The sequence below is a fragment of the Actinosynnema sp. NPDC050436 genome (assembly GCF_040655415.1).
Lineage (GTDB): Bacteria > Actinomycetota > Actinomycetes > Mycobacteriales > Pseudonocardiaceae > Actinosynnema.
In genome coordinates, this window is sequence record NZ_JBFAJV010000013.1 from 130,276 (window position 1) to 151,501 (window position 21,226).

At 72.5% G+C, this 21,226-nt stretch carries 18 protein-coding genes; 16 read left to right on the plus strand and 2 right to left on the minus strand.

The window, feature by feature from the left end:
* Positions 1 to 14 precede the first annotated feature (14 nt).
* From AB0I60_RS28190 to AB0I60_RS28200, 3 genes are read left to right on the plus strand one after another with little or no spacing between them, the layout of a single operon-like run.
* Positions 15 to 2,876, plus strand: coding sequence for a helicase-related protein (locus tag AB0I60_RS28190; RefSeq protein WP_360734843.1), 2,862 nt, complete (start codon positions 15 to 17; stop codon positions 2,874 to 2,876).
* Positions 2,877 to 3,527, plus strand: a complete 651-nt coding sequence (locus tag AB0I60_RS28195) for a hypothetical protein (protein WP_360734845.1) — start codon at positions 2,877 to 2,879, stop codon at positions 3,525 to 3,527.
* Complete coding sequence (locus AB0I60_RS28200; RefSeq protein ID WP_360734847.1) at positions 3,524 to 4,471, plus strand: hypothetical protein; 948 nt, start codon at positions 3,524 to 3,526, stop codon at positions 4,469 to 4,471. Before AB0I60_RS28195 ends, AB0I60_RS28200 begins: the two co-directional genes overlap by 4 nt.
* 163 nt (positions 4,472 to 4,634) lie before the next feature.
* Here AB0I60_RS28200 and AB0I60_RS28205 read toward each other — a convergent pair whose 3' ends face one another.
* Complete coding sequence (locus tag AB0I60_RS28205; protein ID WP_360734849.1) at positions 4,635 to 5,996, minus strand: hypothetical protein; 1,362 nt, start codon at positions 5,994 to 5,996, stop codon at positions 4,635 to 4,637.
* An 800-nt stretch (positions 5,997 to 6,796) separates the two neighbouring features.
* Here AB0I60_RS28205 and AB0I60_RS28210 point away from each other — a divergent pair.
* The 13 genes from AB0I60_RS28210 to mutM all read left to right on the plus strand — a co-directional run bounded on the left by AB0I60_RS28210 (position 6,797) and on the right by mutM (position 20,724).
* A complete protein-coding gene (locus tag AB0I60_RS28210; protein WP_360734851.1) occupies positions 6,797 to 10,174 on the plus strand; it encodes a pyruvate carboxylase in 3,378 nt (1,125 codons plus the stop codon).
* A 277-nt stretch (positions 10,175 to 10,451) separates the two neighbouring features.
* Positions 10,452 to 11,537, plus strand: coding sequence for an MBL fold metallo-hydrolase (locus tag AB0I60_RS28215; protein ID WP_360734853.1), 1,086 nt, complete (start codon positions 10,452 to 10,454; stop codon positions 11,535 to 11,537).
* Positions 11,534 to 12,226 carry an SDR family oxidoreductase gene (locus AB0I60_RS28220; protein ID WP_360734855.1) on the plus strand — a complete coding sequence of 231 codons (693 nt, stop codon included), beginning with the start codon at positions 11,534 to 11,536 and terminating at the stop codon, positions 12,224 to 12,226. The genes AB0I60_RS28215 and AB0I60_RS28220 overlap by 4 nt, the downstream gene beginning before the upstream one ends.
* 241 nt (positions 12,227 to 12,467) lie before the next feature.
* Positions 12,468 to 15,377, plus strand: a complete 2,910-nt coding sequence (locus tag AB0I60_RS28225) for a hypothetical protein (protein WP_360734857.1) — start codon at positions 12,468 to 12,470, stop codon at positions 15,375 to 15,377.
* Between the two features lie 63 nt (positions 15,378 to 15,440).
* Complete coding sequence (gene rsmD / locus AB0I60_RS28230; RefSeq protein WP_360734859.1) at positions 15,441 to 16,007, plus strand: 16S rRNA (guanine(966)-N(2))-methyltransferase RsmD; 567 nt, start codon at positions 15,441 to 15,443, stop codon at positions 16,005 to 16,007.
* 54 nt (positions 16,008 to 16,061) lie between these two features.
* A complete protein-coding gene (gene coaD / locus AB0I60_RS28235) occupies positions 16,062 to 16,544 on the plus strand; it encodes a pantetheine-phosphate adenylyltransferase (protein ID WP_360734861.1) in 483 nt (160 codons plus the stop codon).
* A 64-nt stretch (positions 16,545 to 16,608) separates the two neighbouring features.
* Positions 16,609 to 17,043 carry a ribonuclease domain-containing protein gene (locus AB0I60_RS28240; protein ID WP_360734863.1) on the plus strand — a complete coding sequence of 145 codons (435 nt, stop codon included), beginning with the start codon at positions 16,609 to 16,611 and terminating at the stop codon, positions 17,041 to 17,043.
* A 132-nt stretch (positions 17,044 to 17,175) separates the two neighbouring features.
* Positions 17,176 to 17,904, plus strand: coding sequence for a DivIVA domain-containing protein (locus AB0I60_RS28245; RefSeq protein WP_360734865.1), 729 nt, complete (start codon positions 17,176 to 17,178; stop codon positions 17,902 to 17,904).
* A 119-nt stretch (positions 17,905 to 18,023) separates the two neighbouring features.
* Positions 18,024 to 18,611, plus strand: a complete 588-nt coding sequence (locus AB0I60_RS28250) for a DUF177 domain-containing protein (RefSeq protein ID WP_360734867.1) — start codon at positions 18,024 to 18,026, stop codon at positions 18,609 to 18,611.
* Positions 18,612 to 18,613: 2 nt separating this feature from the next.
* Positions 18,614 to 18,796: a 50S ribosomal protein L32 gene (gene rpmF / locus AB0I60_RS28255; protein WP_015104500.1), complete on the plus strand. Its 183-nt coding sequence runs from the start codon at positions 18,614 to 18,616 to the stop codon at positions 18,794 to 18,796.
* 30 nt (positions 18,797 to 18,826) lie between these two features.
* A complete protein-coding gene (gene rnc / locus AB0I60_RS28260; RefSeq protein ID WP_360734870.1) occupies positions 18,827 to 19,627 on the plus strand; it encodes a ribonuclease III in 801 nt (266 codons plus the stop codon).
* A gap of 5 nt (positions 19,628 to 19,632) precedes the next feature.
* Positions 19,633 to 19,854, plus strand: a complete 222-nt coding sequence (locus AB0I60_RS28265) for a hypothetical protein (RefSeq protein WP_360734872.1) — start codon at positions 19,633 to 19,635, stop codon at positions 19,852 to 19,854.
* Between the two features lie 9 nt (positions 19,855 to 19,863).
* Positions 19,864 to 20,724, plus strand: a complete 861-nt coding sequence (gene mutM / locus AB0I60_RS28270) for a bifunctional DNA-formamidopyrimidine glycosylase/DNA-(apurinic or apyrimidinic site) lyase (RefSeq protein ID WP_360734874.1) — start codon at positions 19,864 to 19,866, stop codon at positions 20,722 to 20,724.
* 33 nt (positions 20,725 to 20,757) lie between these two features.
* Here mutM and AB0I60_RS28275 read toward each other — a convergent pair whose 3' ends face one another.
* On the minus strand, positions 20,758 to 21,195 hold the full coding sequence (locus AB0I60_RS28275) for a MarR family transcriptional regulator (protein WP_360734876.1): 438 nt from the start codon (positions 21,193 to 21,195) through the stop codon (positions 20,758 to 20,760).
* Positions 21,196 to 21,226: the final 31 nt, after the last annotated feature.

Genomic DNA, 21,226 nt, shown 5'->3' on the forward strand with positions numbered 1-21,226 from the left:
TTGAATAGGCCGGGATGACGACCTTCGACGAAAAGCTGGTGTCGGTGCTCGGCAAGAAGAGCGCCGACGCGCTGGAGAGCGGTCTCGGCCTGACCACGGTCGGCGACCTCCTGCGGCACTACCCGCGCCGCTACGACGAACGCGGCAAGCTCACCGAGATCAAGGGGCTGGAGCTGGGCGAGCACGCCACCGTGCAGGCCAGGGTGAAGAGCGCCCGCCAGCGCCGGATGAAGAGCCGCAGCGGCGAGCTGCTGGAGGCGGTGATCACCGACGGCTCGTCCGACCTGCACCTGGTGTTCTTCGGGCGCGGGTCGCGCACCGTCGAGCGGGAGCTGCTGCCCGGCCGCGAGGCGATGTTCGCGGGCAAGGTCGGCATGTTCAACGGCAAGCTCCAGCTCGCCCACCCCGACTACCAGGTGCTCGACGCGCAGGACGACGCGACCGCCGCCAGGTTCGCGGGCGCGTTCATCCCGGTCTACCCGGCGGCCCAGGGCATCCAGTCGTGGAACGTGTCCAACTGCGTCGAGCAGGTGCTCGCGCTGTGGGACGGCGTGACCGAGGACCCGCTGCCCGCCGAGCTGCGCGAGGAGCGCGGCCTGGTGCCGCTGGAGAAGGCCCTGCGCGACATCCACCGGCCCGACGGCTGGGCGGCGATCGCGGTGGCGCAGCAGCGGCTCAAGTGGGACGAGGCGATGGCCGTGCAGCTCGCCCTCGCCCAGCGCCGCCGGTCGGCCACGGCCCGCCCCGCCCCCGCGTGCCCGCCCCGGCCCGGCCTGGTCGCCGACGCGTTCGACGCCCGGCTGCCGTTCGAGCTGACCGCCGGCCAGCGCGAGGTGGGCGAGCGCATCGCCGCCGACCTGTCCGCCGACCAGCCGATGAACCGCCTGCTCCAGGGCGAGGTCGGCTCCGGCAAGGCGCAGCCGCTGGACGCCCTGGTGCTCACACCCGAGGGGTTCGTGCCGATGGGCGACCTCCGGGTCGGCGACCAGGTGATCACCCAGGACGGCACCGCCACCGAGGTCACCGGGGTGTTCCCGCAGGGCGAGCGCGAGGTCTTCCGGGTGGTGCTCTCGGACGGCAAGTCCGTCGAGTGCGACCTGGAGCACCTGTGGGCCACCCACGACGGAGAGGTCCGCACCCTGCGCGAGATCCGGGACGACCTGCTGCGCCACGACGGGACGACCCGGTGGCGGCTGCCGATGGTCGTCGCGCCGGACGTCGACTGCGTCGAGCTCGCCCCGGTCAAGGAGCGGCACGAGCTGTTGCAGGGCCTGCTCAGCACCGGCGGCGCGTGCGACGGCGTGGACGTCGTCTTCCGCACCGAGTCGGAGAACCTCGCCGAGTACGTCAGCGAGCTGGCCGAGTCGCTGGGCGGCACGGGAGTGGTGGGCTACGGCTACGAGCAGCACGAGGTCGTTGTCCGGCTGCCCGAGGAGTTCCCGCCGTTCCGGGACGCGCTGGACCGCACCGCGCCGCCCGCCCGCTACATCGAGCGGGTCGAGTTCGTCGGCCCCAAGCCGGTCCGGTGCATCTCCGTCGACCACCCGTCCCGGCTGTACGTGACCGACCACTTCATCGTCACCCACAACACGATGGTCGCCCTCCGCGCGATGCTCCAGGTGGTCGACGCCGGGCGGCAGGCCGCCATGCTCGCACCCACCGAGGTGCTCGCCGCCCAGCACGCCCGGTCGCTGCGCGACCTGCTCGGCGACCTCGGCCAGGCGGGCGAGCTGGGCGGCGCGGAGCACGCCACCCGCGTCACCCTGCTCACCGGTTCGATGCCCACCGCCCAGCGCAAGCGGGCCCTGCTGGAGATCGTCACCGGCGAGGCGGGCGTGGTCGTCGGGACGCACGCCCTGATCCAGGACAAGGTCGAGTTCCACGACCTGGGCCTGGTCGTGGTGGACGAGCAGCACCGCTTCGGCGTGGAGCAGCGGGCGGCCCTCAGCGGCCGGGCCGGCGGGTCCACCCCGCACGTGCTGGTGATGACCGCGACCCCGATCCCGCGCACGGTGGCGATGACCGTCTACGGCGACCTGGAGGTGTCCGCGCTGCGCGAACTGCCCCAGGGCCGCTCACCGATCAGCACGTCCGTCGTCCCGATGGCGGAGAAGCCCGCCTGGCTCGACCGGGCCTGGCAGCGCATCCGCGAGGAGGTCGGCAAGGGCCACCAGGTCTACGTCGTCTGCCCGCGCATCGGCGACGGCGAGTCCGAGGACCCGTCCGGCGACGAGCCGCCCAAGGACGACGCGTCCGACCGCCGTCCGCCGCTGGCCGTGGTCGACGTGGCCCAGCGCCTGGCCGAAGGCCCGCTGAAGGGCCTGCGCGTCGACATCCTGCACGGCCGGATGCCCCCGGACGAGAAGGACGCCGTGATGCGCGCGTTCGCGGCCAACGAGGTCCAGGTCCTGGTCGCCACCACGGTGGTCGAGGTCGGCGTGAACGTGCCGAACGCCACCGTCATGGTGATCATGGACGCGGACCGCTTCGGCGTCAGCCAGCTCCACCAGCTGCGCGGCCGGGTGGGCCGGGGCAGCGCGCCGGGCCTGTGCCTGCTGGTCACCGAGATGCCCGACGGCACCGCCACGATGGCCCGGCTGCGCGCCGTGGAATCCACCCTGGACGGGTTCGAACTGGCCCAGCTCGACCTGGAGCTGCGCCGCGAGGGCGACATCCTCGGGGCCGCCCAGTCCGGCACCAGGTCGGGCCTGAAGATGTTGTCGCTGCTGCGCGACGAGGACGTGATCGCCGAAGCCCGGGTGGTCGCCACCCAGGTCGTGGACGCCGACCCGGAGCTGGCCGCGCACCCGGGCCTGGCGACGCTGGTGGCCGGCCTGCTGGACGAGGAACGGGCGGAATACCTGGAGAAGGCGTAGATGCGAGCGCTGTCCCCGACCCGCAACCGAGCCCCGGAACTGCTCAGGGCCCGGGAAGAGGCCCGCGCCCTGCGCGCCGCCCGCCCCGACGTCCGCGACAAGGTCGTCCGGTCCCTGCTGCCGACCTGGCTGGCCAAGCAGTACCTGTGGTCGCTGAAACGAGCCGGTGCGGTCATGCTGGCCGGCGCACTGGCGTCCTACGCCGCGAACCTGACGGCCCCGTGGTACTACCACGTGGTGGACCTGCTCCTGCTGGTCCTCGGCCTGGCCACCCTGTGGGGCGTGCTGACCGAGATCCGCACCCGCCGGGTCGAGGCGACCCGGCTGCGCGAACACGGCCCGGACGAGTGCGACACGCTGGAGGACGCGGGCGTGCGCCTCACCACGAGACCGTGGTGGCGCAACCTCCTGGGCAGGCTGTTCGACCTGGCGGTGCTGGTACTGCCGGTCCTGGTGGCAGTGCGGGCGTGGACGGCCGGCGACTGGCTGGGTGGCCTGGCCGCAATCGCCGCCGTGGCCTGCGTGGTGACGGGGACGGTGTACTACCTGCACGCAGCGCGCGAACGCGGGACGTGGCGGCAGGACTTCCTCATCCAGGAACGCCTCACCCTCCCACCCGTGCGCGAGGAGTGGCAGATACTCCTGCCGTGACCCGGCAGCCGCACGAGCGGGCCGACCGGCTCGGGTATCGTCGCCGTACTGTGCGCCGCCTGCTGCTCGCCCTGACCTCGACCGCGCTGGTCCTGTCCGCGCTGGTCGCGTGCACGTCCGGAGAGGGCGCGACACCGCCGCCGAGTTCACCGCCGAAGGGCGACCTGGCAGTCCTGGCCGAACGCCTCGACCAACGCAGGGCCGAGCTCAAGACCGCGCGCTTCCACACCGAGGGCTTCGCCTCGGACGGCAGCGCCACCGAGGTCCGCAACACCGTGGACGGCATCCTCCGCCAAGACCCGGAGGGCGTCACCGGCTCGATGTCGATGACGATGTCCACCGGGCAGGCACCCGCCGCCCACCCCTCCACCGGTCGGCCGCCGTCCGATCAGCCGCCGTCCGGTCAGCCCGCGACCGGGACCCAGACCCGCAAGATGGACATGGTCATGACCCGCGACGGCGTCTACGTGCACGTCGACGGCGCACCCATGCCCGAGGGCAAGAAGTGGGGCTTCTACACCCGGCAGAACAGCGGCGAGATCGACGCCCTGCTCCGGGGGTTCGGTCCGGGCGCGACGGTCGGCGCGGAACTCGACTACGTCCAGCCCCGCGCGGCCCTCATCGTCAACCGGGCCACCGAACAGCTCGACGGCACCCCGACCACCCGCTACGACCTCGTGGTCGACCCGATGAAGATGGCGAAGGTCATCGACAACCCGGACATCCAGCTCCAGCACACCCAGTTGGCCGAGTTCGGCATCACCATCCGGGCTGCCGTGTGGGTGGACGACACCGGCGCACCGCAGAAGGCGGAGTACCGCTTCGAACTGGACGGCAAGGTCGTCAAGCAGTCCTCGACCCGCTTCACCGAGTGGGGCGCGCAGCTCGACTTCCCCACGCCCTCACCGGCCGAGGTCGTCCCCGCCGACCAGCTCCCGAAGTAACCCGACCGTCCCGAAGTGACCCCGAACCGGCGGCCTGCGCGGTGGTCGGGACGGTGGCCGCCGGAGCGAGCGGCGGTCTGGCCCAAGTCGGTCGAGCCGTAGTCGGTCGGGTCGGGCTCAGTTGGTTCGGGCTCAGTTGGTTCGGGCTCGGCCAGTGCGGGGCTCAGGTGGTGCGGGGGATGGGCAGCTGCGCGGTCGGCTCTTCGCCGTCCCGGTCGGAACGGGCGTCCGCCTTCGCCTCCGCCTGAGGCTTCCCCTTCGGCTGCTCGGCGGAGCCACTCGCGGAATCACCCGTGGAGCCACTCGCGGCGTCCCGCCCGAACTCGTTGTCCGAGTCGCTCTCGCCGTCCAGCGGCACCAGGGTCGCCACGGCCCGGGTCACCGCCTCCTGCGCTGCGGCGAACTGCTCGGACAGCGCCTTGTGCACGGTGTGCAGCTCGGTCAGCTTCTGGTCGGCGGCCGTGATGCGGCGGTCGGCGTGCGTGTCGGCGTCGGTGATCGTCTTCTCCGCCTTGGCCGCCGCGTCCGCGAGGGTCTTCTCGGCGTGGGCGTTGGCCTCGGTGACCGTCTTGTCCGCCTTGGCCGTGGCGTCCGCGAGGGTCTTCTCGGCCTTGGCGTCGGCCTCGGACGTGGTCTTCTCCGCGTAGCTGTTCGCGTCGGCGACGGCCTTCTCCGACTTGGCCAGCGCCTCCGACTCCAGCTCGGCGATCTGCTTGTCGGACTCGGCGCGCAGCGTGCCGACCTCGGCCCGTGCGACCTCCAGCAGTCGGGCGGCCTCGGCCTTGGCTTCCACGACGTGCCCCTCGTGCTCCTTGCGGAGCGTGGTGCGCAGCTCGTCGTACTCCTTGTCCAGGTCGTCGTGGTAGCCCTTGTACTTGGCGTCCAGCTCGATCCGGCGTTCGTCCAGCGCCGTGCTCTTGGCCTCGAACTCGGCCGCCACCCGGTCGCGGTCCGCCCGCGTCTCGGCCAGCAGGGCCTCGTGCTCGGCGGCCAGCTTGACCCGGAGTTCCTCGTGGGACCGCTCCAGCTCGGCCCGGCGGTCCTGGTACTGCTGCTCCAGGTCGCTCCCCCGCTTCTGGAAGGCCGCCTCCAACTGCTTGTGACGCTCTTCGAGGTCGCCCATCGCCCGCTGGTGCACCGCCCGACCCTCGGCGGCGAAGCGCTCGGCCTCCGCCCGGGTCGCGTTGGCCTGGTCGACCGCGTCCTTGCGGATGTCGGCGATCTCCTCCTCGGCCAGCGTCATCATCACGCGCACGCGTTCGGTGACGTTGGACGCGCTGACCGGGCTGGCCGCGAGGTTGCCGAGCTGCGCCTTGACCTTGTCCAGTTCGGCGCGGGTGGTGCCGAGGAGCTTGGTGAGCTCGGCGACCTGGGCCGCCGCCGCGTCGCGCGCCCTGGTCGAGTTCTTGAGGTCGAACTCCAGACGTGTCACCCGTTCGTTGACCTGCCGCTGGTTGTACCCGCGCAGAACAACGTCGAAGTGGGTGCGGGCAGCAGGCTGCCCAGTCCCTTCAGCCCCGGCCATATGACCAACCCTACCGAGAAGTCGACACGGTCTGTCACCCGATACAGCGAACGCACTGTAACGGCTCAGTGATTGTGCGCTGATGGCGACGACACGGCCACTTGATCGTGAGGAGTCCTCGGACCTGGGATCTTCCGGTCACCACAGCGGTTCGGCCGCCTGCCGGAACCCGCCATGCCACCCCGCGCCCGACCACGTCCGGTGCACCGCCGCCACTCAGTCGATCACTCTCGCAGTGGCCGATCTAACGGTTCCCGGAGACGCTTGACCGGGAACCACCCTTCAGTGAGGAAGTGGTCGTGTCGCGCCTCCGGTCGGTACGCCCTGACCGGTCGGAGGCGCGACCGCGCGCCCACGTGCCGTGGTGTGGGTCGGGCGCTTGGCCCGATGGTCGGCTCAAGCGGTCGGGGGTGGGCCTCGGGGCGTTCGAGGGCGACTCCGTCACGCCGGCGCTTGCTGTCATGCACTGCTCCTCTCGGTCGGTCCGGGTGATTCGCGGCAGTGGGTCGTGCCCGTCAAGTATCGAACAGGCGTTCGACCGCCGGCAAGATCACTTCCGGGTGAACGGGGCGAGGGTCCCGGCCGGCGTGAACGGTAAATGTGAGCCCGCCGTCAGGGGGCTGCGCCGAGTCGGCCCGCAAGGGACAATCCTCGGGTCGCGCCCCAGGTAGGACCGCCCTTGACCGGGTGAGTGAACGATCACGATGACGTCCGTCACGTGGGATGGAACTCCCGAGGGGCGGGACGCGCACGGTAACGTGCCTTGATTGACCGCCGAGTGACCTGGGAGGGAACGCCGAATGTTCCGCAAGGTTCTTGTCGCCAACCGCGGCGAGATCGCGATCCGGGCTTTTCGCGCTGCCTACGAGCTGGGCGCCGGCACGGTTGCCGTCTTCCCCCACGAGGACCGCAACTCACTGCACCGGCTGAAGGCCGACGAGTCCTACGAGATCGGCGAGGCCGGCCACCCCGTGCGCGCCTACCTGTCCGTGGACGAGATCATCAAGGCGGCGCGCAAAGCGGGTGCCGACGCGGTCTACCCCGGCTACGGCTTCCTGTCGGAGAACCCCGAGCTGGCCAAAGCCTGTGCCGAGGCCGGGATCACGTTCGTCGGCCCGCCGTCGGACGTGCTCGAGCTGACCGGGAACAAGGCGCGCGCCATCGCCGCCGCCCGGGAAGCGGGCCTGCCGGTGCTGCGCTCCAGCGCGCCCTCCAGCGACATCGAAGCCCTGCTCGAAGCTTCCAAGGAGATCGACTTCCCGGTCTTCGTGAAGGCCGTGGCGGGTGGTGGCGGTCGCGGGATGCGCAAGGTCGACGAGCCCGACGCCCTGCGCGAGGCGTTGGAAGCGGCCTCCCGCGAGGCGGAGTCGGCGTTCGGCGACCCCACGGTGTTCCTCGAACAGGCCGTGGTCGAGCCCCGCCACATCGAGGTGCAGATCCTCGCTGACGGCGAGGGCAACGTCATGCACCTGTTCGAGCGCGACTGCTCGGTCCAGCGCCGGCACCAGAAGGTCATCGAGATCGCGCCCGCGCCGAACCTCTCCCCGGAGCTGCGCGACCGGATCTGCGCCGACGCGGTCAAGTTCGCCCGGCACATCGGCTACCGCAACGCGGGCACCGTCGAGTTCCTGCTCGACCCGCGCGGCAAGTACGTCTTCATCGAGATGAACCCCCGCATCCAGGTCGAGCACACGGTCACCGAAGAGGTCACCGACGTCGACCTGGTGCAGTCGCAGATGCGCATCGCGTCCGGCGAGTCCCTGGACGACCTCGGCCTCAGCCAGGACACGGTGCACCTGCGCGGCGCGGCCCTCCAGTGCCGCATCACCACCGAGGACCCGGCCAACGGCTTCCGCCCGGACACCGGCATGATCAGCGCCTACCGGTCGCCGGGTGGCTCGGGCATCCGGCTGGACGGCGGCACGACCGGCGCGGGCACCGCGATCGGCGCGCACTTCGACTCCATGCTGGTCAAGCTGACCTGTCGCGGCCGGACGTTCTCCGCCGCCGTGGCGCGCGCCCGCCGCGCGGTCGCCGAGTTCCGCATCCGGGGCGTGTCCACGAACATCCCGTTCCTCCAGGCGGTCCTGGACGACGAGGACTTCTACGAGGGCCGCGTCACCACGTCGTTCATCGAGAAGCGCCCGGAGCTGCTGACCGCCCGGCACTCCGCCGACCGGGGCACGCGGCTGCTGACCTACCTCGCCGACGTGACGGTGAACCTGCCCAACGGCGCGCGCCCGGCCGCCGTGGACCCGAAGGACAAGCTGCCGCACACCGACCTGGCGGTCGAGCCGCCGGCGGGGTCGAAGCAGAAGCTGACCGAGCTGGGCCCTGAGGGGTTCGCGCGCTGGCTCCGGGAGTCCAAGCGGCTCGGGGTCACCGACACGACGTTCCGCGACGCGCACCAGTCGCTGTTGGCGACCCGGGTGCGGACCAAGGATCTGCTCGCCGTAGCGCCGCACGTGGCGCGTCTTACGCCGCAGCTGCTGTCCCTTGAGGCGTGGGGCGGGGCCACCTACGACGTGGCGCTGCGGTTCCTGGCCGAGGACCCGTGGGAGCGGCTTGCCGCGCTGCGGGAAGCCGTCCCGAACATCACGCTCCAGATGCTGCTGCGCGGTCGGAACACGGTGGGCTACACGCCGTACCCGGAGGCCGTGACGAACGCGTTCGTCGAAGAGGCGACCAAGACCGGCATCGATATCTTCCGCATCTTCGACGCCCTCAACGACGTCGAGCAGATGCGTCCGGCGATCGAGGCGGTGAGGGAGACCGGGACCGCCGTCGCCGAGGTGGCGCTGTGCTACACGGCGGACCTGTCCAACCCGGACGAGCGCCTGTACACGCTGGACTACTACCTGAAGCTGGCGGAGCAGATCGTCGGCGCGGGCGCGCACGTGCTGGCCGTGAAGGACATGGCGGGCCTGCTGCGCCCACCTGCCGCCGCGCGGCTGGTCACGGCGTTGCGCAAGGAGTTCGACCTCCCGGTGCACCTGCACACGCACGACACGGCAGGCGGTCAGCTGGCGACGTACCTGGCGGCCATCCAGGCGGGCGTGGACGCGGTGGACGGCGCTGCGGCGTCGATGGCGGGCACCACGTCGCAGCCGCCGCTGTCGGCGATCGTGGCGGCCACGGACTACACGGAGCACGAGACCGGCCTGGACCTCCAGGCGGTGTGCGACATCGAGCCGTACTGGGAGGCCGTGCGCAAGGTGTACGCGCCCTTCGAGTCCGGCATCCCCGCTCCGACGGGTCGCGTGTACAACCACGAGATCCCCGGCGGGCAGCTCTCGAACCTGCGCACCCAGGCGGTGGCGCTCGGCCTCGGCCAGAAGTTCGAGGAGATCGAGGCGATGTACGCCGCCGCCGACCGGATGCTGGGCCGGCTGGTGAAGGTGACGCCGTCGTCCAAGGTCGTCGGCGACCTGGCGCTGCACCTGGTGGGCGCGGGCGTGTCGCCGAAGGACTTCGAGGCGGAGCCGAACAAGTTCGACATCCCGGCGTCGGTGGTCGGGTTCCTGTCCGGTGAGCTGGGCGACCCGCCCGGTGGCTGGCCGGAGCCGTTCCGCAGCAAGGCGTTGCAGGGGCGGGCCGCGCCGAAGGGCGTGGCGGAGCTGACCGACGAGGACCGCGAGGGCCTGGAGAAGTCCCGCCGCGCGACCCTGAACCGCCTGCTGTTCCCCGCGCCGACGAAGGAGTTCCTGGCGCACCGGGACGCGTACGGCGACACCAGCGTGCTGCGCAGCAAGGACTTCTTCTACGGCCTGCGGGCCGGCGAGGAGTACTCGGTCGACCTGGAGCCGGGCGTGCGGCTGCTGATCGGTCTGGAGGCCATCGGCGAGGCCGACGAGCGCGGTATGCGCACCGTCATGGCGACGCTCAACGGCCAGCTCCGCCCGATCCAGGTGCGCGACCGCTCGATCGCGGCCGAGGTCCCGGTGGCGGAGAAGGCGGACCGGACGAACCCGGCGCACGTGGCCGCGCCGTTCGCGGGTGTCGTCACGCCGAACGTCGAGGAGGACGAGCAGGTCGAGGCCGGTCAGACGGTGGCGACCATCGAGGCGATGAAGATGGAGGCGGCGATCACCGCGCCGAAGGCGGGCCGGGTCAAGCGCCTCGCCGTGCGCGGCGTGCAGCAGGTGGAAGGCGGCGACCTGCTGATCGTGCTCGACTAGCGTTCGACGCGCGCACGGGCCGGGCACCCTCAGGGTGTCCGGCCCGTGGTGCGTCGTGGGGCTGTTCGCCCGGGTGGCTGCCTCGGCCCAGCCTGTGACCCGGCACCCCTGAGTGGTCGGTCCGGGTGGCCGGCTCGGGCGGCTCCGGCGACGATTGCCGGGACGGTCCGGGGTGCCGGTCCGGGCACCGCGCCCGCCGTTTCCGGCACACGTCACTCGACCGGTTGATCTCTCCCGCCACGGGAACCCCCAGGTCGGGACGGCCGTTGGAGGAGCCATGAAGAAGGTCACCGCAGCGCTGCTCGGCGTCGCGGCGGGAGCGGTCGCGTGGGCGTTGCGCGACGTGCCTGTCGCGCTGGGCGGCACACCGCGCGGGGAACGCGTCCGGCGCTCCCCGCAGTTCCGCGACGGCAGGTTCCACAACGCCGTGCGGACCCGCACCGCCCCGCCGGGCGGCACCGGGGACATGGCGCGGGAGCTGCTGTTCGGTGGCCAGCAGCGGCACCCGGCCGGGGAGGTGCCGCTGGTGCCGGCCGCACCGGTCCGGTCGGCGGACGGCCTGCACATCACCTGGTACGGGCACGCGTCGACGCTCGTGGAGGTCGACGGCGCGCGCATCCTGCTCGACCCGGTGTGGAGCGAGCGCTGCTCGCCGTCCGGCGTGGTCGGGCCGAAGCGGCTGCACCCGGTGCCGCACCGGCTGGCCGAGGTCGGCCGGGTGGACGCGGTGGTGATCTCGCACGACCACTACGACCACCTCGACCTGCCGACCGTGCGGGAGCTGACCCGCATCGGCGACGCGGTCTTCGTGGTGCCGCTGGGGATCGGCGCGCACCTGCGCCGCTGGCACGTGCCCGAGGAGCGCATCGTCGAGCTGGACTGGGACGAGTCGCACGAGGTGGCCGGCACCCGGCTGGTCGCCCTGCCGGCACAGCACTTCTCCGGGCGCGGGCTGCGGCGCGACACCACGCTGTGGGCGTCGTGGGCGATCCTCGGCCCCCGGCACCGCGTCTACTACAGCGGGGACACCGGCTACTTCGACGGCTACCGCAGGATCGGCGAGCAGCACGGGCCGTTCGACGCCTCGCTGATCCAGGTCGGCGCGTACGGCGAGGGCTGGCCGGACATCCACATGACCCCGGAGGAGGGCGTGGCGGCGCACCGCGACCTCCGGGGCGGGCTGCTGATCCCGGTGCACTGGGCGACGTTCAACCTGGCGTTCCACGACTGGGCGGAACCGGTCGACCGGGTGTGGCGGGAGGCGAAGGCGTGGGAGGTCCCGCTGTGCGTGCCGCGTCCGGGCGAACGGGTCGACGTGGCGGACCCGCCGGCGGTCGACGGCTGGTGGCAGGCGCTCGCATGAGGACTGCGGTGGTGACGGGCGGCGGTACCGGGATCGGCAGGGCGATCGCGGCCGAGCTGGTGGCGCGCGGCCTGGAGGTCGTGATCACCGGGCGGCGCGCCGACGTGCTGGCGGCGGCGGCCGAGGAGGTCGGCGCGCGGGCGGTGGCGTTCGACGCGGCCGATCCCCGGGCGGTGGAGGCGGCGCTGGCCGAGCTGCCGTCCACAGTGGACGTGCTGGTGAACAACGCCGGTGGCGCGGTCGACGGGGCCGACCTGCGCTCCCGGTGGCTGGCGAACTACGAGGCGAACGTGGTGACCGCCGTCCTCGTGACGACGGCGCTGGAGCCGAGGTTGGCCGACCAGGCGCGGGTGGTGACGATCGGCTCGATCGCAGGGCGGCGCGGCGGCGATGCCTACGGCGCGGCGAAGGCGGCCGTGGAGGCGTGGACGGCCGAGTTGGCGTTCACGTTGGGCGGGCGGGGGATCACGGCGAACGTGGTGTCGCCGGGGTACGTCGAGGACACCGAGTTCTTCGGTGACCGGATGACGCCGCAGCGCCGCGAGACCTTGGTGTCGCAGACGGCGAACGGCCGGCCGGGCACGCCGGCGGACGTGGCGGCGGCGGTGGCGTTCCTGGTGTCGCCGGAGGCGGGGCACATCACCGGCCAGGTGATCGCTGTGAACGGGGGTGCCGCTCTGGGTCGCTGACACTGCCGCCGATCTCGGGATGGTGCGGGAGTCGGTGCCTGGGTTTGCCGGTGCACGCCTGTGACCTGTGAGGACGGTCGTGGGCGAGTATGTGGTGCGCTCGGTCAGCCGGTGATCCCACGGGTCGATGCGGCCCGAGGGTGTTCACTGGTCCGAACGAGTTATCCGGGCGGCGTCCCGGCCAACGGGTGCCGTCGTCGGAGCACAATCCGGGCACCACAACCGGAGGGGGCCGACGGCTGTGCCACGAGGAGAGAGCCCGCTGGAGCCCGACGGGTCGGCGTTGACCGACTTCGCGCTGGGCCTGCGGCGGCTGCGCGCGCAGGCGGGCACGCCCAGCTACCGGCAGCTCGCCCGGTGGGCGCTCTACTCGCCGACCACGCTGTCCGACGCCGCCGGCGGCAAGAAGATGCCGAGCCTCTCGGTCACGACCGCGTTCGTGCGGGCGTGCGGTGGCGACGAGGCCGAGTGGGAACGGCGCTGGCGTGCGCTGAGCACGGAGCTGGCGGAGCCGCCCACGGCGGAGGACGGTGCCGCCGCGCCCTACCTCGGCCTGGCCCCGTACCAGGCCGACGACGCGGAGTGGTTCCACGGCCGGGAGGCGCTGGTCGAGGAGCTGGTCGCCCAGGTCGCCGAACGGCGGTTCACCGCCGTGTTCGGCGCGTCCGGTGCGGGCAAGTCGTCACTGCTGCGCGCCGGGCTGGTGCCCGCGCTGGCGGCGGACGGGACGTGGATCGCGCTGTGCACGCCCGGCGCGGACCCGCTCGGGGAGTGCGCGGCGCACCTGGCGCGGTGGCTGGGCACGACGGCCGGGGTGGTGCGCGCGGAGCTGGCGGCCGACCCGGGCAACCTGCACCGGCTCGTCCGGCAGGCGCTGGTGGACGAGCCGCCGGACCGGCAGGTCGTGTTCGTCGTCGACCAGTTCGAGGAGCTGTTCACGCTGTGCGGGGACGAGTCGGTGCGGGCGGCGTTCCTCGCCGCGCTGGTCCGGGCCGCCCGTGCGGACCACGGCCGCTGCCGGGTGGTGCTCGGTGTCCGGGCCGACTTCCGGGCCCGCTGCCTGCGCGACGGCGAGCTGGCCGCCGTGCTCGACCACGGCGGGCTCGACATCCGGCCGATGACGGTCGAGCAGTTGCGGTGCGCGATCGTGGAGCCGGCCAAGCGCGCCGACTGCGTGGTGGAGGGCGCGCTGGTCGCCGCCCTGGTCGCCGAGGTGCACGGGCGGATCGGCGTCCTGCCGCTGTTATCGCACGCGCTGCGGGAGACGTGGCTGCGGCGCAAGGGCAACACGCTGACGCTCGCGGGATTCCAGCGCACCGGCGGCATCGACGGCGCACTGGCCAACTCCGCCGAGGCGGTCTACTCCGCGCTCGACGAACACCGGCGCGCGGTCGCCAAGGACCTGCTGCTGCGCATGGTCGCGTCCGGGGACGACGGCGAGGACACCCGGCGCCGGGTGGACCGCGCCGAGCTGGACGACAACCCGGACGTGGACGCGGTGCTGGGCGAGCTGGCGGCGGCACGGCTCGTGGTGCTGTCCGGCGACCGGGCCGAGATCACCCACGAAGCGCTGATCGACGCGTGGCCCCGGCTGCGCGGGTGGCTGGACGAGGACCGCGACGGGCGACGGGCCCACCGCCGGCTCACCGACGCCGCGACCCTGTGGCGCGACCACCGGCGCGACCCCGACCTGCTGCTGCGCGGCGCCCTGCTGACGCAGACGTCGGAGTGGGCGCGGACCGGCGGCCCGCTCAACCGGGTGGAGCGCGAGTTCCTCGACGCGGGCGTCTCCGCCGACCGGAGCGAGCGCACGCAACGCCGCCGGCACGTCCGGCTCGTGCGGGCGCTGGCCGCCCTCGTCGTCGTGTTCGCGGTGTTCGCCACGCTGACGGCGGTCTACGCCACGAACACCCAGCGCGCCGCCACCCGCCAGCAGACCGTCGCGCTCGCCGACGACGCGGTGGAGACGGCGGCGCGGCTGTCCGACACCGATCCGGTGCTCGCGTCCAGCCTGCTGCTGGCCGCCTACCGGCTGAACCCCTCGGACAAGACGGCGACCGCGCTGGTGAGCGCTTCGGGCCTGGTCAGCACGGTCGGGATGGCCGACGAGTCGAACTCGGCGGTGACCACCGCGCCGCACGGGCGGCTGGCCGCCGTGTCGCGGCGGGCGACGGACGTCACCAGCCTCGTGGTCCCGAACGGCGACAGCGCCACGCCGGTCTCGTCGCTGCCCGGTGGGCAGGGCGAGGCCGTCTTCAGCGCGGACTCGCGGGTGGTCGCGGTGCACGACCGCGACGGGATCCACCTGTGGAACGTCGCCGACCCGGCCCGCCCGGTGGAGCTCGGCGCGATCCCCGGCAGGCACCGCGTCGTCCGGTTCAGCCCGGTCGGCGACCTGCTGGTCACCGTCGACGTGGTGCCGGTGATCAAGGGCCGGGACACGGACTGGGTGCCGGGCCGGTCGGGCCGGCTGTGGGACGTGCGCGACCCGCGCGTGCCGCGCCCGCTCGGCGCGCTGCCCGGCGCCAACACCCTGTTCGAGTTCAGCGGTGACGGTCGGCTGCTCGTCACGCTCGACCTGGACCGCGCCGCCGGCACGCCCTACGACCAGGACTTGGAGGTCTGGGACCTCGCCGCGCCCGGGTCGCCGCACGTCGTGGGCCGCGTGGACAACGACATGGTCGGCTCGATCAGCGCGGTGGCGTTCGCGGGCTACCGGGGGCTGGTCGTGGGCGACGTCGACGGCGGCGTCGGGTTCTGGAACCTGGCCGACCCGGCGGACCCGCGCATGGTGGTGCTGGACTCCGCCCACCGGGGCGCGGTGAACGCGGCGGCGGTGAGCCCGGACCAGCGCTCGGTGGTGACCGTGGGCTCGACCGGCGACCTGGTGCTGTGGAGCTTCCCGAGCCCGCAGGCGCTGCGCCGCAAGTCCGACCCGGTGCGGGTGGGCTCCGGCTTCACCGGGCTGCGCTTCGCCCCGGACGGGCAGAGCGTGCACGCGCTCAAGCACACGCTGACCGTCAGCACCGTCCGCTGGAGCCTGGACCCGGAGGACGCGGTCGCGGCGGTGTGCGCGACCCCGTCCGCGAACCTGACACCGGCCCAGTGGAGCACCTACTTCCCCGACCTCGCCCACCGCGAGCTGTGCTGAGCCGCGCCGGCGGGTTCGGTGGTCGGCGGTGGTCGGCGTGCGGGGGCCTGGGACGATGGGCGGGTGACCAGGATCGTCGCGGGCGTCGCCGGCGGGCGTCGGCTGCAAGTGCCGCCGAGGGGCACCCGGCCCACCTCGGACCGGGTGCGGGAGGCGTTGTTCAGCTCGCTGGAGGCCCTCGTCGACCTCGACGGGGCGCGGGTGCTCGACCTGTACGCCGGGTCCGGGGCGCTCGGCTTCGAGGCGCTGTCCCGGGGCGCGGCCTCCGCCGTGTTCGTGGAGTCCGACAAGCGGGCCGCCGACGTGCTCAAGGCCAACGCGAAGTCGCTCGGCCTGCCCGGTGCGACGGTGGTCGCCCGGACCGCCGAGGCGGCCGTCGCCGACCCGGCCGACGAGCCGTGCGACGTGGTGTTCGCCGACCCCCCGTACGCGGTGACGGACGAGCAGCTCGGCCGGGTGCTCGACGGGCTTGTCCGGCACGGCTGGTTCTCGACCGGGTCGGTGATCGTGGTGGAGCGCGCCGCGCGCAGCGCTGAACCGATCTGGCCCCGTGCACTGGAATCGTTGCGCAGCAAGCGTTATGGGGACACGGCGCTGTACTGGGCGGAGTACGTTGGCACCCATGGGTGATGCCGACCACGCACCGGAGTGGACGCGTCCGATCGGGTGCTACCGTCCGAAACCATGACGCGTGCCGTGTGCCCCGGCTCCTACGACCCGGCCACCAACGGACACCTGGACATCATCGGCAGAGCGGCGAAGCTCTTCGACGAGGTCGTCGTCGCCGTGCTCATCAACAAGAACAAAAAGACCCTGTTCTCCGTCGAGGAGCGCACCGAGATGCTCCGCGAGGTCACGGCGCAGTGGCCGAACGTGCGGGTCGACTCGTGGCACGGCCTGCTGGTCGACTACTGCCGGGAGAACGACATCCAGGCGATCGTGAAGGGCCTGCGCGCGGTCAGCGACTACGACTACGAGCTGCAGATGGCCCAGATGAACCACCAGCTCACCGGGGTCGAGACGCTGTTCATGCCGACCAACCCGGTCTACAGCTTCCTGGCCAGCTCGCTGGTCAAGGACGTGGCGACCTACGGCGGCGACGTGTCGACGCTGCTGCCGCCGTCGATCCTGGCCCGGCTCACGCAGCGGCTCGCCGAACGCCGCTGACCGGTCACGGTGGGTTCACCCCACCGTGGTCGTCTCCTCACTCGACGTGACTAGCGTCGAGCGCATGAGCGAGATCACAAAGCGCGGTGCCCGGGCACTGCTCTCCCTGCTGCTGGTCCTCCTCGGCACCGCCACCTCCGTCACCCCGGCGGTCGCCGGGGCAATGAACACGACGTCCGCGCGCCAGGCGGCGTGCGGCGACACCTCCGGGTTCCGCCGGGTCGCCCTCTCCGGGCTGCCCGCCCAGGCCACCGACACCGTCCGGCTGATCCAGCGCGGCGGGCCCTACCCGTACCCGCAGGACGACCAGACCTTCCAGAACCGCGAGCGGGTCCTCCCGGCGTGCTCCACCGGCTACTACCGCGAGTACACCGTCAAGACGCCGGGCAGCTCCACGCGCGGCGCGCGGCGGATCGTGACCGGGAACGCCTCGCCGAAGCTGTACTTCTACACCGCCGACCACTACGCGAGCTTCGTGCTGGTCGACACCTCCCGCTGAACCGGCCGGCACCCCGCCCGCCGGGCTTGTCACCCGGCGGGGCGGGGACACGCCCTGCCGATCTACCCGCGGCCGGGTGATCGGCAGGGCACACTGGGACGGGTACCGCTGTGTGGGCGTGGGGAGTGTGCCGTGTACCGGGTGTTCGAGGCCCTCGACGAGCTGGTCACGATCGTCGAGGAAGCGCGTGGCGTGCCGATGACCTCCGGGTGCGTCGTGCCGCGCGGTGACGTGCTCGAACTCCTCGACGACGTCCGCGACGCGATCCCGGCGGAGCTGGACGACGCCCAGGACGTGCTCGACCACCGCGACGAGCTGGTCGGCAAGGCCCAGCACGAGCTGGAGGCGAGCGCCAGCAAGGCCCGCTCCGACGCCGAGCGGATGGTCTCCGAGGCGCAGCACGAGGCCGAGCGGATGCTGTCCGAGGCGCGCTCGCGGGCCGAGCGGATGGTGGCCGAGGCGCAGGACCAGGCGGAGCGGACGATCTCCGCCGGCCGCCAGGAGTACGAGGACCTGGTGGGTCGCGCGCACTCCGAGGCCGACCGGATGGTGCAGGCCGGCCGCGCCAACTACGAGCGGGCGATCGAGGAGGGGCGTGCCGAGCAGACCCGGCTGGTCGACCAGACCGAGGTCGTGCAGGCCGCGCACGCCGAGGCCGCCCGCCTGCTGGACGCCGCGCAGTCCGAGTCGATCCGGCTGCGCAGCGAGTGCGACGCCTACGTGGACGGCAAGCTGGCCGACTTCGAGGACCTGCTCGCCCACACGCTGCGCTCGGTCGGCAAGGGGCGCTCGCACCTGCGGGGCCCGGGGGTGGCGGGTGCCGCCGCCCCGTTCGACTACCACGAGACCGCTCGGTCCTGAAGCGACCGCGACACCCGACCGGACCAGGCCGGACCTGCCGATTTCACGTCAGCGCCGGTTGTCCCGTACCCTTGACCGGCTGGCCGTGGTAAGTCACCCGTCGGCAAACACCAAACATCATGTCTGAGCACCGTCACGCGTCCACGCGTTCCACAGCCACCGGGCCCTGGGTCATCGACACCAGGGACCTCGGTCGTCGCGCGGGTTCCAGCCGCGCCTACCGGCGCTCGGTTCCCGCGGAGGGCCTCGGCCTGCTCGGTGTGATCGCGGTGCCCCCGGGTGGCGTCGTCGAACTCGACCTCCTGCTGGAGTCCGTGGTCGAGGGCGTGCTGGTGACCGGCACGGCCGCGACGGTGGTCGAAGGGGAGTGCTCGCGCTGCCTGGAACCGCTGTCGGCCGAGGTCGAGGTGGAGCTGACCGAGCTGTACGCGTACCCGGACAGCGCCACCGACGAGACCACCGAGGAGGACGAGGTCAGCCGCTTGCGGGACGACCTGGTCGACCTCGAACCGGTGGTGCGGGACGCCCTCGTCCTCGCGCTGCCGCAGGTGCCGCTGTGCTCGCCGGACTGCCTCGGGCTGTGCGTCGACTGCGGCGGCAGGCTGGCCGATCTCGGCCCCGATCACGGGCATGAGACGATTGACCCCCGGTGGGCCGCCCTTCAGGAGCGGTTCGACGGGAATCGTGACAATCCAGAGGAGAACTAGTCGTGGCCGTCCCGAAGCGGAAGATGTCGCGCTCGAACACGCGCTCGCGCCGCGCTCAGTGGAAGACCGCTGCCGTGCACCTGGTGGCCTGCTCGAACCGCGCCTGCCGCCAGCCGAAGCCGCAGCACGTCGCCTGCCCGGCTTGTGGCCAGTACGACGGCCGCCAGGTCGTCCAGCCGGCCTGATCCTCATCAAGGCGAAGGTAGCGTCGCACTGTGGGGGGTAGGTCGTCGCGCGGTCGGTCCGCCGACCGCGCCCCGTTGCTCCAAGCGCTCGGCGTCCCCGTGGACGCCGAGCTGCTGACGCTGTCCCTGACCCACCGCTCGTACGCGTACGAGAACGGTGGGCTCCCGCCGAACGAGCGGCTGGAGTTCCTCGGAGACGCCGTGCTCGGCATGGTGGTCACCGACCACCTCTACCGCACCCACCCGGACCTGCCCGAGGGGCAGCTGGCGAAGCTCCGTGCCAGCGTGGTGAACATGCACGCGCTGGCGGGCGTGGCCAGGGGTCTGGGCGAGGACGGTCTGGGCGGGCACCTGCTGCTCGGTCGCGGCGAGGAGCTGACCGGGGGCAGGGACAAGGCGAGCATCCTCGCGGACGGCCTCGAAGCCGTCATCGGCGCGGTGTACCTGCAGTTCGGCATCGACACCGCGCGTCAACTCGTCCACCGCCTCTTCGACCCGCTGCTGGCGGAGGCGCCGTTGCGCGGCGCGGGGCTGGACTGGAAGACCAGTTTGCAGGAGTTGACCGCATCGGCGGGGCTGGGCGTGCCCGAGTACCGGGTGGACGACCAGGGGCCCGACCACCGCAAGGAGTTCACCGCAACGGTGCTCGTCGGTGGGCAGCCCCACGGCGCCGGCGATGGCCGCACGAAGAAGGAAGCCGAGCAGAAGGCGGCTGCCGCCGCCTACCGGGTGCTGTCGGAGCGGGCCCGCGCGGAGCAGGAAGCCGCGTCCGGGAACGGCCGCGCCCCGGAGCCGGCACCACCGCAGACCTCACCCACCGAGGAAGACTGACGCCGATGTATGCCACGAACGTCCGGACCAACCGGCGCGTGCGCGACCACCACCGCCGCTCCCGTCCGTTGAACGCCTCCCGCAGCGGTGGTATCCAGGGTCTCGTCCTGGTCCGCGACACCGCCCAGGCGGGTGGCTGGATGCTGAAGCCGACCAAGCCGCAGGCCGCCGCGTACGAGCTCTTGGAGGAGCTGGAGTCCGCTGCCGGGGCCGAGACCGAGGACTGATCCCGCCACGTGCCCGAGCTGCCTGAGGTAGAGGTCGTCCGCCGAGGTCTGCACGAGCACGTCGCCGGCCGGACCGTCACCGAGGTCGAGGTCTTCCACGACCGCGCGATCCGCCGCCACCTGCCGGGTGCGGCGGATTTCGCGTCCCGGTTGGCCGGTCGGACCATGGTCGGGGCGCGGCGGCGCGGCAAGTACCTCTGGGTGGACCTGTCCGACGGGGACGCCCTGCTCGCCCACCTCGGGATGAGCGGGCAGATGCTGGTGCAGCCGGCCGACGCCCCGGACGAGAAGCACCTGCGGGTCCGCGTGCGGTTCGCCGACGGCGGCCCGGAGCTGCGGTTCGTGGACCAGCGCACGTTCGGCGGGCTGGCGCTGGCCGAGATCGTCGTGGTCGACGGCACGCCGCTGCCGGAGCCCGTCGCGCACATCGCGCGCGACCCCATGGACCCCGCGTTCGACCCCGCTGCCGCCGTCGCCGCGCTGCGCAGGCGGCGCACGGACGTGAAGCGCGCGCTGCTGGACCAGACGCTGGTGTCCGGCGTGGGCAACATCTACGCCGACGAGGCGTTGTGGCGCAGCCGCCTGCACGGCCTGCGCCCCACCGAGAAGCTGACGTCCGGGAAAACGGCGGAACTGCTCGCGCACGCCACCGACGTGATGCGCGAGGCGTTGGGCGAGGGCGGCACGTCGTTCGACGCGCTCTACGTCAACGTGAACGGCCAATCCGGCTACTTCGACCGCGCGCTGAACGTTTACGGGCAGGAGAACCGGCCGTGTGCGCGGTGCGGAACGGCGATTGTGCGAGAGCCCTTCATGAACCGCTCGTCGTACTCGTGCCCGCGATGCCAACCGAGGCCGCGCGGGGCATGACGGCCTCGGTTCGTACGCCCGAGAGGTAAGCGGTCAGCGCGATTTCGGTTCGGCGAGCCGGCGCAGCAGCGGCGTGACCGACCGGAGGTGGCCGCGCTCCTCCTCCGACAGCCGGGAGATCCGCTCGGAGAGCAGTTCCGCTTCGCCGTGCGCCAGGGACAGGATGGTTTCGCGGCCCGCGCCGGTCAGTTCCACGATCGTGGCGCGGCCGTCCGCCGGGTCCGCCTCGCGGCGCACGAGGCCGCTGGATTCCAGGCCCGTCACCACGGTGGTCGCCGTCGGCTGGGAGCACAGCGCGCGCACGGCGATCTCGCCGATGCGCATGGGGCCCTGCGCGGCCAGCTCGGCGAGCACGAGCAGCTGGGTGGGCTGCAACCGCCGGACGGGCGCCGACTGGCGCAGGCTCCGGATCAGCCGGTGCACGGCGACCACGAGCTGTAACGCATCCTGGTTGGTCACACTGGTGGTCATCGAGGACCTCCTCGTGGCTCACCGACCGTGA

What these genes read in the sequence shown, in the direction of transcription:
- AB0I60_RS28205 (WP_360734849.1), bottom strand. Translation starts at nt 5,996, where the DNA reads ATGGCCGGGGCTGAAGGGACTGGGCAGCCTGCTGCCCGCACCCACTTC.
- AB0I60_RS28190 (WP_360734843.1), top strand. Translation starts at nt 15, where the DNA reads ATGACGACCTTCGACGAAAAGCTGGTGTCGGTGCTCGGCAAGAAGAGC.
- AB0I60_RS28195 (WP_360734845.1), top strand. Translation starts at nt 2,877, where the DNA reads ATGCGAGCGCTGTCCCCGACCCGCAACCGAGCCCCGGAACTGCTCAGG.
- AB0I60_RS28215 (WP_360734853.1), top strand. Translation starts at nt 10,452, where the DNA reads ATGAAGAAGGTCACCGCAGCGCTGCTCGGCGTCGCGGCGGGAGCGGTC.
- AB0I60_RS28275 (WP_360734876.1), bottom strand. Translation starts at nt 21,195, where the DNA reads ATGACCACCAGTGTGACCAACCAGGATGCGTTACAGCTCGTGGTCGCC.
- AB0I60_RS28265 (WP_360734872.1), top strand. Translation starts at nt 19,633, where the DNA reads ATGTATGCCACGAACGTCCGGACCAACCGGCGCGTGCGCGACCACCAC.
- AB0I60_RS28210 (WP_360734851.1), top strand. Translation starts at nt 6,797, where the DNA reads ATGTTCCGCAAGGTTCTTGTCGCCAACCGCGGCGAGATCGCGATCCGG.
- AB0I60_RS28250 (WP_360734867.1), top strand. Translation starts at nt 18,024, where the DNA reads ATGTCTGAGCACCGTCACGCGTCCACGCGTTCCACAGCCACCGGGCCC.
- AB0I60_RS28220 (WP_360734855.1), top strand. Translation starts at nt 11,534, where the DNA reads ATGAGGACTGCGGTGGTGACGGGCGGCGGTACCGGGATCGGCAGGGCG.
- coaD (WP_360734861.1), top strand. Translation starts at nt 16,062, where the DNA reads ATGACGCGTGCCGTGTGCCCCGGCTCCTACGACCCGGCCACCAACGGA.
- AB0I60_RS28240 (WP_360734863.1), top strand. Translation starts at nt 16,609, where the DNA reads ATGAGCGAGATCACAAAGCGCGGTGCCCGGGCACTGCTCTCCCTGCTG.